This window comes from Algibacter aquimarinus (assembly GCF_039543265.1).
Classification (GTDB): domain Bacteria; phylum Bacteroidota; class Bacteroidia; order Flavobacteriales; family Flavobacteriaceae; genus Algibacter_B; species Algibacter_B aquimarinus.
The window spans coordinates 238,410-253,323 of record NZ_BAABJK010000004.1 but is presented as its reverse complement, the minus strand read 5'-3'; the positions used below and the strand labels follow the sequence as shown (position 1 = coordinate 253,323).

Here is a 14,914-nt window from a genome sequence, read left to right as displayed (position 1 = left end):
TACTATGAAATTTGGAAAAACTATTATTTTATTATTGTTTATTGTATCCTGTTCTCCTATTTATGTAAACTATGATTATGATAAACAAACTAATTTCACCAACTATAAAACATATAATTACTATCGTGATATGCAAACGGGTTTATCTGAATTAGATACCAAACGTTTATTAGATGCTTTAGATGATAAAATGGAAGCTAAAGGTTACAAACTATCTAACACACCAGATTTTTTTATTGATATAAAAAGTAATGAATTTCAAGCCGCACAAAGAGAAACTGTTGGCGTTGGAGTAGGAGGCGGTGGAAGAAATGTTGGTGGCGGGATTTCTATAGGTTTACCTATCGGACAAAATAATATTAACAGACAAATAATTATCGATTTTGTTGATGAAAGTAAAAAACAATTATTCTGGCAAGCTATAAGTGAATCTGGTTTTAATCCGAGAGCAACTCCTGAAAAAAGAGAAGCAAGATTTACAGAGATTGTAGAAAAAGTATTTACCAAATATCCTCCCAAACAGTAGTTTACTTTTTTAGGAGTTTTCTACTCGAAATTAAAACGTTGTTGGCATAAAAATTAGTAACATAAATACCAGAACTTAAGTTGCTAATGTCAATTTGATTATTTTGATAATTGCTAATTCGTTTCGTTTTAATTTTTTTACCATCTAAAGCAATAATATCTATCTTTAATCGTGATTCAGTAATACTTTCAACCTTTAAATTTAATAAATTTTTGGCAGGGTTCGGATACATAGAAATGCTGTAAGTGTTTGTTTTACTTGTAATATCATTAATACTTAAAGCACTGTAGTTTATTGACCAACTCACTGTATAGACGTGTGTAATTTCATGGTTGTCAACTCTTAGTAATGCTGCATTATTGTCTGTTACAACTGCAGTTAAGGCATTAAAACCTTCAACTAAATCGATATCTGATAAACTTATATTACTTGAATTGTTTGAAAAATTTGCACCATTTAATGTCCAATCACTATTTAAAGTATTTGGTATAGGATTAATTAGTGTTAGGTTAAAATCTATTGGTAAAGATGGGTTATCTAATGCATTGGAAACTGGAGTAAAAGAGTTTATTGGAGAAACTAAATCGTGTATTTTTTCTACAATCCCTTCTTTACAAACGGCACAGAACGGAACACCTAAATATCGCATTTTACAGTTTTGATGAGGTCTATTCCAATTAGCAGCATTTCCAGAAGTAGCATAGGGGTAAATATCTACACCATTAGTCCCTAACCAATTTTTCCATTTTACTAAACTAGGATTAGTTTCTTGTGTCATATTGATAGCTTCTGAGGCTAAAGCATCACCTGGATAATATTCGTCCTTTAAGTTAAATAAAGAGTGTCCTAATTCGTGTATAGCAATTTCATTGGCACTAGCTGCTCTTGAAGCTATGGGGAATTCGCCACCAGAACCACCGTATACAGTTGAATTAACTATTATTAAAGCTTGGTCGTAAGTAGGGAAATTATCAGCTAAAACTGAATTTATTTTCGTTACTGCACTAGATGCATCTGCAAAATTAATTCCATAATATAAAAGTCTATGAAACCCAAAAGCATCAAAAGTAGCATTAAAATACGTATCTACATCTATTATTGGTGACGCTGGTTCACTGGTATCTGTTGCACTTCCAGGATGATCTGCACCACTTTCATTAGAGGGGACTTTAATGGCATAAACATTAAAATAATTACTGTACTCGGCAAAAGGAGATTGACTAAACATTTCACTAGTAAAACTATTCGCATCTGCTATAAATTGTGGTAGTTGAGCAGCTGTGTAGCCTTCACTTAAAATGATGAGGTTTATACGTTTATCATTATCCCCAGATATTTTGATGGCTTCAACATCAAAAATTTGAGCTAACATAGTGTTAGTCATTAAAAATAAAATTAATATGAAAACTAAGTTTTTCATTTTAATCTAGCTTTGTTTCAATTAGTGGATTTGTATTTTTTAAATCATCAATAATTTCACTAATTATAATTGATTTTGTTTTACTATTTAACTGTAATCTTAATGAAATTTGGGTGGTTGTTAAATCTATTTTTTTACTTTCAAAGATAAGGGAATCGTTTATAAATTCTATAGTTTTAGAAAAAGGGTTCTTTATATAAACGGTTTGAAGCTTATTAGAGTTTTTGTCTTTTTGTGTACATATAAAATCGCCCTTCTTTCCTGTTTTTAAATATTTATTACTACTATTTTTTAATCTACCATTCGCTATAGTTTTATTTATAAATACCATTTTTTTATTTCCATTTTCTTCTTTAGAAATTGAATAGATCAAAAAGATAATTTTAGGGTTTATTTCAAGTGGTTTTTGTTCTTCAGTAGTAGTTTTTCGTATACCGCAGGAGACTATCGATAAGAACAAGCATACCAGTAAGGGGTATATGATAGATTTAATAATATTTAGGGGCTTTATATTTATCAAAACTGGAGTTTTACAACAATAACAAAGATAATAATTAATATCAACTCATTTTTATGTTCTGTAAATCAGTTAATTGTCTGGTTTCAATATGTTTGAGTTTTATATAAATTAATTGAATTTCTTCTGTGATTAGAAAATTTAATTTGAGGTAACTTACCTTAATTCCGTTTGAGTATGGTATTTTGCCGTTCATCATAATTTGAGATTTTGGGGTTAACTTCTTAAATATATTACAAGTATCAATTAAAAAACAAGTTAAATGAGTGAATTATCTTCAGAGACAAAGTGGTCTTCATTAGAAAAAATAGGTTTTAGATTTATCAGTATTTACTTTCTATTAATTGTTCTGTTTCAAAATAATGGTGCATTTCCCTTTTGGTATAAAATATTTAAAATACCTCAAGGATGGTTAAATAAACTAATTCCTTGGATGGGCGCAAATGTTTATGGAGTGCCTTATGAAATTTCAATAAAACTCACTGGAAGCGGTGATACTACATTTGATTATTTGGTAATTTTAACAGCATTTTTAGTTGCTATTATTACTGCTATTTTATGGTCTATTCTAGATAGAAAAAGGAATAATTATATCAAATTATATTATTGGCTTACACTAGCCGTTCGCTATTATGTTGGTTTAATGCTAATAAGCTATGGTTTAGTTAAGGTTATCCAATTGCAGTTTTCTTATCCAGGGCCTTATAGGTTAATATCGAGTTATGGTGAGTCTTCACCAATGGGGCTTGCATGGACCTTTTTAGGTTTTTCAAAAGGGTATAATTTGTTCATGGGAATTGCTGAACTTCTAGCAGGTTTACTTTTGTTTAGGCGAACAATGACATTTGGAGCTCTTGTAACATTGATGACAGCAATGAATATTATGGCAGTAAATTATTTTTATGATATTCCAGTTAAAATTTTATCAACACATTTAGTAGTAATGACCTTGTTTTTATTATCACGAGATATAAAAAGGCTTACAATTTTCTTTTTTAAAGGCGTAAGTACAAAACTAGAGGTTATAAAAAGGCCCGAATTTAAAAAGGGAATAAATATAGCCATGAACGTTTTTAAAGGATTATTAATTGGTTATGTTTTTATTTACGGGTTTATAAATGCAATTGAAGCTGAAAAACAGTATGGTTCAAAAGCACCAAAACCAGATTTATATGGTGTTTACGAAGTAACTAATTTTGTTATAAATGGAGATACCATTACAAATTACAAAAACGAAAAACTTTGGAAAAGTATTGCTATTCAAAGGGAGGGATCTATGCAAATACGAAAATTTGATAATAGTAAAGAGTATTTTGGTATTGAAAAGGATAGTTTGGTAGCAGATAAGTTTAAGGTAACAAGTTGGAGTGATGATAGTAAGAGTTATGATTTCAATTATAAGAAAGTTGATAGTACTGGTTTAGATTTTGATTTTATTTTTGAAAGAGATACTATTTATGGGGCCTCAAAAAGACTCGATAAAAAAGATTTTTTACTAACAAAACGAGGCTTCCATTGGATTAGTGAATATCCTTATAACCGATAATTAAAATCAAATTTTTTGATTATAGCTAACACATGTTTAAGAGCTTTATTAAAATAAACACCATTAGCGTTAAGCATTTTACCACTCATCATAATTTGACTTTTTTTAGTGTATTTACAAAGTACATTTATATCATCAATCAATTATCAATCAAAAAACGAACAGTGTTATGGTTAATCTAATTAAAGTTCTAATTAGTTTTATATTTAATTTATTAGACACATTAATTCATCTAATATTCTAAATTATTAACTAAAGGATAGATAAAAATAATCAGTATTAATGTTTAATTGAGTTTTATAACATAAATTGATATCCATCTAAATGTAAGAGTAACATTAAAGTAGTATATGTAATGCACATCTATGTTAAACTCAGGTAACCAGTATAAATGATTATTTTGAAATAGAAGAAGTAAATGAAATTATCATTAAATAGATATTACATAACATTCGGTTTAATCGGCTGGATTTTATTATTTACAACTACTCTAGGCATACCCAAAATTTTTATAAGGTCAGATGAATTGATGTATAATATGAAATTATACTTCTGGGTCGAAAGTATTTTGTGTGGTCTATTTGCTTTTTTATGCAGCTATGTAATATCGTTAGTTATTGATTACAAACTTAAAATTTCCAATTTAAAACAAAATATTTGGAAGCTTGCAGCTGTTTTTATTGGAGTTCAGTTATTATATTCTTTTATAATCTGGCCAATTTTAGATTTCGCTGCTTTGCAAATTAGAGGTACAAATTCTACTGTTACATTTGAAGGTAAAATATTTAATTTCTTTTATTTTATAACTTTATATTTTGTTTGGTTTTTTGTGTTTTTAACAATTAAAATATACCATCAATTAAAAACTGTTAAATTAAAGCAAATACAATTAGAAAGTAATTTAAAAGAATCTCAGCTTAATACACTAAAGGGTCAAATTAACCCACACTTTATGTTTAATAGTTTAAATAATATTCGTGGTTTAATGTTAGAGGATGTTGACAAATCGCGTGTTATGCTAACTAGTTTGTCTGAAACATTACGCTATTCACTTACTAAAAGCGACTCAAATTCTATAGCTTTAGAAGACGAATTAGAAATGATAGAAAACTATGTGGCCATTTCAAAAATCCAATTTGAAGATAGACTCATATTTACAACTCATATTGATAAAGCCTCTTTAAATATTAAAATTCCGCCAATGATTATTCAGATGTTGGTTGAAAATGCTATTAAGCATGGTATTTCTAATTTAAAAGAAGGAGGAGAAGTACAACTCATTTCAAAAATTGAAGATAACCAACTACGAATTGAAGTATCTAATACAGGACAATTAAATCAAAATAAAAATGGTACACAATTAGGTTTGCAAAATATTGAAAGGCGTCTCGAATTACTCTATGGTGAAGAAGCTACTTTTAATTTAAGAAGGTTAGATAATAAGGTAGTTGCAACTATAAAAATACCATTAAAATGATAAGTTTAAAGGCCGTTATAGTTGAAGATTCTCGATTGGCTCGCAATGAGTTGAAAGAACTTATAAAAGAGTATAAAGAAATTCAATTGTTAGGTGAAGCTGAAAATGTAGATAAAGGGTATAATCTAATAATAGAAACAAAACCTGATATATTATTTTTAGATATAAATATGCCTGAAAAAGACGGTTTTGAGCTATTGGAAATGCTTGATGAAGTGCCTATAGTAATATTCACAACTGCATTTGATGAGTACGCTATTAAATCTTTTGAATATAATGCGTTCGATTATTTGTTAAAACCAATAAATCAAAAACGATTTTCGCAGAGTATTAATAAAGTAATAGAAAGGGCAACAGATAATTCATTACCTGAGGCTAAAAACGACAATACTTTAAGTTTAGATAAACAGATTTTTATTAAAGATGGTGAAAAGTGTTGGCTAGTTAAAATTCAAGATATTTCTATGTTTGAAATAGTTGGAAATTACACACGGGTATTTTTTGAAAACAATACACCTCTTATTTATAAATCGCTTGTGCAAATTGAAGAAAAATTACCTAAAGACGTTTTTTTTAGAGCTAATAGACAACAGATTATTAACATTAATCATGTAAAAAAAGTGGTGTCTTGGTTTAATGGAAAACTTAAAATACAAATGAATTCTGGGGAAGAAATAGAGATTTCTAGACGACAATCTTACATATTTAAAGAACAACTAAGCTTTTAAAAAATGAAAAAACTATTAATCTTTTTAGCACTTATTTTAATTTGTTTTTCTGTCAATAGTCAAGATAAAAAACAAATCTCCAGAACTTGGATATCATTTAGTCAATCAAAAGATGTAGCGTCTGATACTATTAAAAAGTTTAAAGTTATTGCTTGGGTAAAAGTTGATACTAAAGATGATGAGGCTTGGGCAGGTATATGGGCTAGAGTAGACAATAAACCAGATGAAGGTAGAGGCTTTTTTGATAATATGAGAGACAGACCCATAAAATCGAATACTTGGGAGTCGTATGTTGTCGAAGGTGTTATTGATTCAAAATCAAAGACACTTAATTTTGGTGCTATTTGTTTAAATAATGGTAAGTTTTTCTTTGATAAGTTTGAACTTTATATAGAGGATAGCAATGGTAATTATCAAGCAGTACCTATTAGTAATGCAAATTTCGAAGAACAGATAAAAGACAATGTTATTCCTAAATGGAATCAGGGTATTTCTAAAGGAGAACAATATAGAGTGAAGGAATTCACTTTTAAAACAAGTAAAGACAAAGTAGAGGGCAGCTATTCCGTTTTAGTTGAAGGGAAAGGCATATCAAAAAATACAGGAAGTGCAGAAGCAGTTTATCCAAATATTGGAATATTTATACTTTTATTGTACGCTTTAGTTTTAGTTTTTGCGTTAATGACGTATAGATCTTCAAATATTGAAAACCAATGGTCTAAAATTGGCCGCATCGGATTTAGGTTTTCATTTATTTACTTCTTATTAATAATTATTTTTGAAAACAATGGCGCTTATCCATTTTTCGAACTTCTGGCAGAAAAGCCTGTTGAATTATCACAGAATTTTATCACTTGGTTTGGTGAAAGTGTTCTGAAAGTGCCATACAAAATTAGCACTGGCCCTAACGGAAGTGGTGATACTACTTATGATTATCTGGTAGTTTTTATTGTTTTTATTGTTGCTTTAATTGGAACTTTAATTTGGACTTTACTAGACAGAAAAAGAACAAATTACGATAAACTCTATTATTGGCTAACAACGGCTATAAGATATTATGTTGGCCTAATGTTGATAAGCTATGGCTTGGTTAAAGTAATTCAATTACAGTTTCCAGAACCCAACTTTTACAGATTGCTTGAGCCTTATGGTGACTCCTCACCAATGGGATTAGCTTGGACTTTTTTAGGGTTTTCAGAGGGTTATAATATGTTTATGGGAATTGCTGAGGTACTTGCTGGATTACTCTTATTTAGACGTACTTTAACTTTAGGTGCAGTAATAACACTCATGACAACAATGAATGTTATGGCTGTAAACTACTTTTTTGATGTTCCTGTTAAAATATTATCTACCCATCTCGTTATCATGACCTTATTTCTTCTGTGGCGAGATATTAAAAAAGTGATACTTTTTTTACTTACCAATAAAGCTGTTACTAATGTAGTTCCTATAAAACGACCATCATTAAAAAAGGGTTTTAATATAAGCTTAAATATAATTAAGGTATTAATTCTTAGTTATGCTTTAGGATATGGATTTTATAATGCCAAACAATCACAAAAATCCTATGGTTCAAAAGCTTCTAAGCCTAAATTATATGGTGTTTATGAAGTTACCAACTATGTAATTAATGGAGATACTATTACTAACTACAAAAGTGATAAATTATGGAAGAATATTAGATTTGAAAGAGTAGGCAGAGTACAGATAGAAAAAATGAATAAAGAAAATTTATACTATAAAGTAGAAGAAGACTCTATTACTAATAAGATTACATTTTCTCCTTCTGGAAATACTTCTGAGGCTTTTGATTTTAATTACACAACCACAGAAAAAACTTTAGAATTTAGTTTTATTCATAAAAACGATACAATCTCTGGTCAAACTAAACGGCTGGGTAAAGAAGACTTTTTATTAACCAATAGGGGCTTTCATTGGATAAGTGAATACCCATATAATAGATAAGCACCGTTACTTTTAATTAACACCAAACTAAACTACCTAAAAGGTCTTTCAATATTATTGAAAGACCTTTTTTAATTAATCTATTTGAATCCTAGTTCCTTCACTATGGCTACTAAATTCTGGCGCATACATACTTTGAATAGTTGTAATACCATTACTCATATTACCAGCATTATTAACTCTTAAATCGTATTCAAAAATAAAAACGCCTTTAGGTAAATAATCAAAAAAGAAATTTGTAGAAGCATCCTTAGTACTTTCATAATAACCTAAACCATCTTGCCACTTGTATTTAGAAATAACGTTTACAGGCTCAAGTCCGGCAGCACGCATATCTTTCATATGAAGGAATTCCATATTTCTGTTACTACGTAATTCTATTCTAACTCTTACCAAATCACCAACTTTTAAATTTGTTTTAGATGTAATTTCTGAGATTTCTTCACCAGTATCACTATTCGTTTTAAGAAATAACTTTTTCTTTAATTTAAGTGGCGTTTCTGCCGAAGTGATTTTATCTAAATCTTCAAAATATTGCCAATATAAACTTCCCCAGGCAATACCACTACCTTTTTTGGTGAGTTGTACATCTCCCATTTCTGGCTTAATTTCCGAGTTATTCCATGATGTTTTGTAGTAACCTGTTCCAGCTTCAACTTTTACATCTTCAAGTTTCGAAGGTTCTATTTTTTTGCCACCCAAAATCACGTCAACCATATCTGTAACACTCAACCAATCACTTCCTTGAAGTAGTAATGCATACACAGCTTCGGTTGTTGCTTTAGTGGTTTTCCATTTATTAGTTTGTTTGTTTTTAAGTAACCAGATTTTTAAGTTATCAATAGTTTCAGTATCGTTTTCAATTTCAGAAAACGTTTCAATCATTAAGGCATGAGTTTCAATAGGCGCTTGATACCAATACCAAGAGTTTGTATTTGCTTTCCAATACATGCCTAATTCTTCTGTGGTAATACTTGTTTCTTTTAAGGCTTTTAGAATTTTTGAAGCGGTTTTCGAATCGTTATTTCGATGCGTTATTAACGCCATCATCCCTTTAGAATATAATGAGCGGCTTAACCAATACTTTTGAATTTGAGTTTGGTAATAGTTAATAATAGTTTCAACTTCTTTCGATTTGTTTATCTCTGGGTAAAAGCTTCGCATGTATAAATAATGTAGTTGTGTGTAGCTTAAATGGTCTTTATTTAAGTCTACTTTGGCGTCATATTTACGTATGTCTTTATATTCTTTTATGAATTTTTCATCTAGATAATTGATAGCCTTTTCTATCATTCTAGAGTTCTCCTCAGATTTTACGTTGAGTTGTTTCAAATGCCCAAAACCAGAAATTATATGTTGTGTAATATATCTGTTTTCACGCCCTCCATTAAACCAAGCCCAACCACCAGAAGACATTTGATTGTTTTTCAATTTATTAATGGCCGATTGTAATTCGTTATTCATTTTATTTAAATTGAATAATAAAGCTATCCGTTTTTTCTGTTCGGTTTCACTTTGTGCATCACGCAACCACGGTGTTTCTTGAATTAAAATAGACTTAAGTTCTTCATTCTTTTCAAGATTTGATATAAGTACTTCTTGAGATGCCCACTGATTAAAAACGTCCTGAATTCTAGGGTTCGAATTTGCTATATGACTCGCTAAAGCATTTGCATAATATCTTGAGAATGTTTGCTCATTACATTGGTAAGGATATTCCATTAAATAAGGAAGTGCCTGCACTGCATACCAAGCAGGGTTAGACGTCATTTCCAAAGTCAACTTATGGTGCTTTAGCGTTGTTGAGGTATTGGTTTTTAATTTGTCTAAGGTAAAAGTTCTTGTTTCGTTGGAGCGGATCCACATGGGTAAAGTTTCAGTAACTAATTTACGGTTGCTAAGAATAGGTAGGGCATTTTGTTCGCCATCACTAAAGGTTTCAGATTTTGCAATTACTTTATATTGAATAGCTTGAACATCATCAGGAATTGATAAATTCCATGATGCTTGTGTGTTACCTTTTGCATCTACAGAAAAAGATTTAATGTTTTCAATATTGTTGAGGTTTTCATCAATTTTTTTTCCTGAAATAGCATCGGTTAATAATAGAATAGCTTGCCCTGAAAGTTCTTTATCTGTGAGATTTGAAATTTTTGTACTAATGGTAATATCATCGCCTTCTCGTAAAAAACGTGGTGCATTTGGAATCACCATCAATTCTTTTTGAGTTACAGTAGTTAAACTTGTTGTGGCACTTTCTAAAGTTTTAGTATGTGCTAATAATTGTAGTTTCCATTGGGTTAAGGCTTCGGGTGTAGAGAAACTGAAACTTACGTGTCCTTCCACATCTGTTTTTAAATGCGGAAAGAAAAAGGCTGTCTCTTGCAAATTTTTTCTAACCTGTACTTGAGCTAATTTTTTTAAACCTTCTTTTGTCGTTAAAATAACAACACCATCAGCACCTTTTGCTCCGTAAATAGCCGTAGCCGATGAACCTTTTAAAACGGAAATATTTTCGATATCATTGAAATCAATATCATTAATATCTTCAGGTACACCATCAACAAGTATTAATGGATTTCCAGAACCACTCCAGCTAGATAGTCCACGTATGAAAATTTCTTTATTATCGCTACGACTTTTACCAGTGCCTTGAATAGCAGTTGCACCGAGAAGGTTTCCTAAACTATCATCCATTGATTCTGTACTAACGGTAGAAACCGAGGAAGATAAATTAGCTTTTCTAGTTTGAGAAGCATAGCCAATAGTTACAACTTCTTCTAATCTTTCGATATCTTCAGCTAATGATATATTAAGTGAATTATTTTTAGTAAGATTAATTTGTTGAGTACTAAAGCCTACATAGCTTAGTACTAATATTTCTTTATTAGAAGCTTCGATACTAAAATTACCATCAAAATCTGTAGATGTTCCTCTAATAGTACCTTTTACAATAACACTTACCCCTGGTAATGGATTTCCTTGTTCGTCAAATATAGTCCCTGATACAAATCCTTTTTTTATAGAATTATCATATTTAGATTCTGTTTTTAACCTTAATGATTTTAGATAGTTATCATATTGCCATTTATTGAAATTGAAACTAAACCCAAACCAGTTTAGCTGGTCATAATAATTTTGTCCGTAATTAAAACTCCTTCTAGTATTATAAACTCTAAAGTTTTTTGTGCCAAAACTACCGTATGCATTACCGCGATTATAAGAACTATAGATAGGGTTTTGTATTGGATTAAATTCCCAATTATGCTGTTTGAATTGGTCTAAAGAAGCATCGTACATACTTGCTAAAAGTTCAGCACTTACTTTTTCACCTTGAGGCCCTTTAATTTTAAAACTCCAAGTTTCGTCCGTTCCGGGTTGTAATCTGTCTCTAAAGGTTTTTGTTTCAATATCTAGCTCGGTTTTAGGGTAAGGCACAGAAATATTTAGCGTTCCAGATTGGTAACTATTAAAAGTTGCATAACTGTAATGCAAAGAAAAACCACCAATATCTTCTTGCTGTACAGGAATAGAAATTATTTTTTTATTGTTACTTAATTCTATTACTTGTGTTTTGATAATATTTCTATCCTTTTCAACTTTAACAGTAACGTTTAAATTTTTGGAAGCTGATGCTAGAGTGATTAAAGCCATTTGTCCCGTTTTGTAATCAGTTTTATTGGTTGAAATATTAAATAATTTGTTGTCAGCTAAAGTCTTATCATCATTGCTATAAAGAGTTGTTTTTATTTCATCTTTAACCAATTGTCCAAATTTATCTTTAGTTTCTAAAGTAATAAGATAGGCACCAGATTGCCATTTTTTAATTCGACCTAATTTAAGTTGTTTAGTAATTTCTGTATTAAAGTCTTTTTCAAAAACTAATTCACCTTTTTTCCAATTATTTGGGTTTTGTTCATCTGAATATGCGTCATAAGGAAATAAGTTTTTAAAAGCTTCTTTACTAAAATTTTGATAATCTGGTGCTGCCCAAGGACGTTTTCTTAAAACGGTGCTGGGTGCTTTAAGTTTATATATTTTAACAATGCCTTGAGCTGGAACAAACTCGCCATTTAGGTTTTCAGTATTTATAGTTATAGTGTTGTCTTTTTTTGTTTTATCTAAAGTATTATTAAAAGTATTGTTAATAGATATGTTGGCAACTAGAGCATGATAACCAACATTTACTATAGTTTTAGCACTTCTAGTTTCACCATTTAAATCGGTTACATCGGCTATTATTTCATAATTAAAAATAGGTAAGCTCGATTCATCAACACTTTGGTCAGGTAGTGCTTTAAAAGTGATTTCAAATTCGCCTTTATCATTAGTTATGCTTTCGCCATGTGTTATTTCTTGAGGTTCGCTGTAAAAACTAGGGCGATACCAATAATACCAGCGTGGGTATTCTACTTTTCGGTGTACTCTATAAACAACTTTGGCATCGGTTACATTACTACCAGCAAAAGCCAAAGCATTTCCTTTTACTGTTACAGAGTCGTTAACTTTAAAAGTTTCGGTAACTGGTTTGAAATTTGTTTCGAATTTAGGTCGCTTGTATTCTTCTACAGAAAAATAATGTTCAGTAAATAAATCTTCATCTTCGCCATCAAATTCAATATAATATTCGCCATTTAAACCATTATTTGGTAGTATAAATTCTCCAGAAACAGATCCGAATTCGTTGGTTGTTAGTTCCAGTTTTTTTATTTCTTCATCATTTATATTGTACAATACAGCATAAACAGGTTCGTTTGCCAGTACTTTCGATTTACCCTTTTTAGTTTTCATTGCAATGGCTTTAAAATAAACTGTTTGCCCAGGACGGTAAATACTTCTGTCTGTAAATACAAACGATTTGTAATTTATATTTTCCCTTTCTCTTTTGTAAAATTTATTGATGTAGTAATTTCCGAAATAAGCTATATCATTACCATATTTAATTTTTGCTGTAATGTTTCTATAACGGTCGTTGTCTTTTTCAATTTTAATTTCACCATAGCTATTTGTTGTGAAGTTTTCTCTTTGAATACTTCTGTCATTATTCTCATAAAAACTTAGTTCAACATTTGCATTTTTTATGGGCTTTCCGATATTTCTGTCAATTATTTGGAAGGTTTTGTAATAGTCATTTTCTGTTTCAACTAAAGCTAAATTTGTAACTTGTATGGTGCTAAAAGCAAAAGTATCTTCATTATTTTCTAACGATGAAAAAATTAAATAACTACCATTGTTTAGTTTAGGAATGGCAATTTCTGTAGTATGAGTTTGGTAATCCTTTTCATTTTTTAATGTGCTTTTCCAATTTATTTTAGGGTCTAGTTTTTTAATAAATTTAAGCTGCTCGTCCTTTCTATATGTTTTATTAAAACGTTCTAATTCTTTTCTAGAGAGTTTAAAAATTTGAAAATTAAGTGAATCCAAATTTTTGTAACGCAACAATAAACGAGCGTTTTTTTGAATAGGAAGCATGTTTTCAGTGGTAATTTGAAGTGTTTGCTGCTCTATTTGAGATTTTAATACTTTACATTTTTCAGCGCCTTTACTTTCAGGAAATTTTGAAATAACGCTATTACAAATATCCATAGCATCTTTGGCTTTCCATCGATTATAGTCATTCGTTCTATTATATTTCTGACCTTGCTTATAATAGATAGATGCCATTTCAAAGTTATATAAACCAGAAACGTTATGCGTATTTAACTTTTCACTTTCAACTTTAAGAGCTTCTAACAAAATAGATTCTTTATTACTAAAGGTAGCGTGGTCGTTTATAAATTTTAATCGCTCAATATTAACATCACCCAATGCAGAAGGATTTTCATCTTTTAAATGAAATTTAATTAAATTTTGATAGATTTTTATAGCATTAAGTTGTAGTGAAGTTGAGTCTTTAGATGTGATTTTTAAAGCTGAAAACGTTTCAGAATCAGCTAAAAAGTCAGGATTATCAATCTCAAATTTATAGGCAGGTTTGGTAATATTCGTTTCATTGGTTTTGTAAAAAGATAAAGCTTGGTGACTCAAAAAATCAAACAAAGTAGGCCTGTAAATTTTAGAATCTTTTTGAAGGTTTAAAATCTCATCATAGTTACTTAAGTCTTCCTGCTGCAACATTAAACCACTTTCAAGCGAGTTTTGAAAATGTATATGAATTTCGTTAAAAAGTGTTTCTAAGTCCCAAGTTCTAAAATCTACAGCATTTATTTTTTCGGCAGTTTTCGTTCGGTTATAAAACGTCCAACGGTTTTTGTTAAAGTATTGCCAATACATATTAGCCAAAATACTTTCTAAAATATTTTTTGTTGGGAATTCGCTTCGATTTATTTGATTTTTAAAATCATTAATAATATTTAATTGGGCATCTTCTTCTAAAACTAAAGCGAATTTTCTTTTAAAAAGCATGGTTTTTACCAACTGAGGGTTGTTTTTGTCTTTTGTTGCTTGATTATAAATAGCATCAACAATTTTTAATGCAGATTTAGGCAAACCTTCAATTTCAAACTGTTCAACTTTTTCCCATAACTCAGAATAATTGGAGTTTTGAGCCTGAATAAAGTTTGAAAAAAATATAATTATTAAAATAGATAAAGCGTTTTTCATGTGTTTAAGTTTGTCATAAAAATACTTTCAAAAGCCATTCCAAAAAACAATAAATGCGTAAATGGTTTCGTTGGTTGAGTGAAGTTAGCTATTTTTTAAGTTAACAAGAAACGGAATAGGTTAAATTCT

9 protein-coding genes are annotated in these 14,914 nt (G+C 29.8%); 5 read left to right on the top strand and 4 right to left on the bottom strand.

Annotation, left to right across the window (positions count from 1 at the left end):
• Nucleotides 1–4: 4 nt before the first annotated feature.
• On the top strand, nucleotides 5–526 hold the full coding sequence (locus ABD939_RS03955; protein ID WP_345164737.1) for a DUF4136 domain-containing protein: 522 nt from the start codon (nucleotides 5–7) through the stop codon (nucleotides 524–526).
• A gap of 1 nt (nucleotide 527) precedes the next feature.
• Here ABD939_RS03955 and ABD939_RS03950 read toward each other — a convergent pair whose 3' ends face one another.
• The 3 genes from ABD939_RS03950 to ABD939_RS03940 form a co-directional block, all read right to left on the bottom strand.
• Entirely contained in the window at nucleotides 528–1,946 is a 1,419-nt protein-coding gene (locus ABD939_RS03950) for a T9SS type A sorting domain-containing protein (RefSeq protein ID WP_345164735.1), read from the bottom strand.
• A gap of 1 nt (nucleotide 1,947) precedes the next feature.
• Entirely contained in the window at nucleotides 1,948–2,319 is a 372-nt protein-coding gene (locus ABD939_RS03945) for a hypothetical protein (RefSeq protein ID WP_345164733.1), read from the bottom strand.
• Between the two features lie 187 nt (nucleotides 2,320–2,506).
• Entirely contained in the window at nucleotides 2,507–2,662 is a 156-nt protein-coding gene (locus tag ABD939_RS03940; RefSeq protein ID WP_345164731.1) for a hypothetical protein, read from the bottom strand.
• Nucleotides 2,663–2,725: 63 nt separating this feature from the next.
• On the opposite strand from ABD939_RS03940, the gene ABD939_RS03935 reads away from it, so the two are divergent.
• The 4 genes from ABD939_RS03935 (at nucleotide 2,726) to ABD939_RS03920 (ending at nucleotide 8,182) form a co-directional block, all read left to right on the top strand.
• Complete coding sequence (locus tag ABD939_RS03935) at nucleotides 2,726–4,009, top strand: hypothetical protein (RefSeq protein ID WP_345164729.1); 1,284 nt, start codon at nucleotides 2,726–2,728, stop codon at nucleotides 4,007–4,009.
• Between the two features lie 418 nt (nucleotides 4,010–4,427).
• Nucleotides 4,428–5,486, top strand: a complete 1,059-nt coding sequence (locus ABD939_RS03930) for a sensor histidine kinase (RefSeq protein WP_345164728.1) — start codon at nucleotides 4,428–4,430, stop codon at nucleotides 5,484–5,486.
• The gene (locus tag ABD939_RS03925; RefSeq protein WP_345164727.1) at nucleotides 5,483–6,214 is read left to right on the top strand and encodes a LytR/AlgR family response regulator transcription factor; all 732 of its coding nucleotides are present in this window, start codon (nucleotides 5,483–5,485) and stop codon (nucleotides 6,212–6,214) included. The genes ABD939_RS03930 and ABD939_RS03925 overlap by 4 nt, the downstream gene beginning before the upstream one ends.
• Nucleotides 6,215–6,217: 3 nt before the next feature.
• Nucleotides 6,218–8,182: a hypothetical protein gene (locus ABD939_RS03920; protein WP_345164726.1), complete on the top strand. Its 1,965-nt coding sequence runs from the start codon at nucleotides 6,218–6,220 to the stop codon at nucleotides 8,180–8,182.
• Nucleotides 8,183–8,257: 75 nt separating this feature from the next.
• Here the strand turns inward: ABD939_RS03920 and ABD939_RS03915 are convergent, their stop codons facing one another.
• On the bottom strand, nucleotides 8,258–14,785 hold the full coding sequence (locus tag ABD939_RS03915; RefSeq protein WP_345164724.1) for an alpha-2-macroglobulin family protein: 6,528 nt from the start codon (nucleotides 14,783–14,785) through the stop codon (nucleotides 8,258–8,260).
• Between the last annotated feature and the right edge of the window lie 129 nt (nucleotides 14,786–14,914).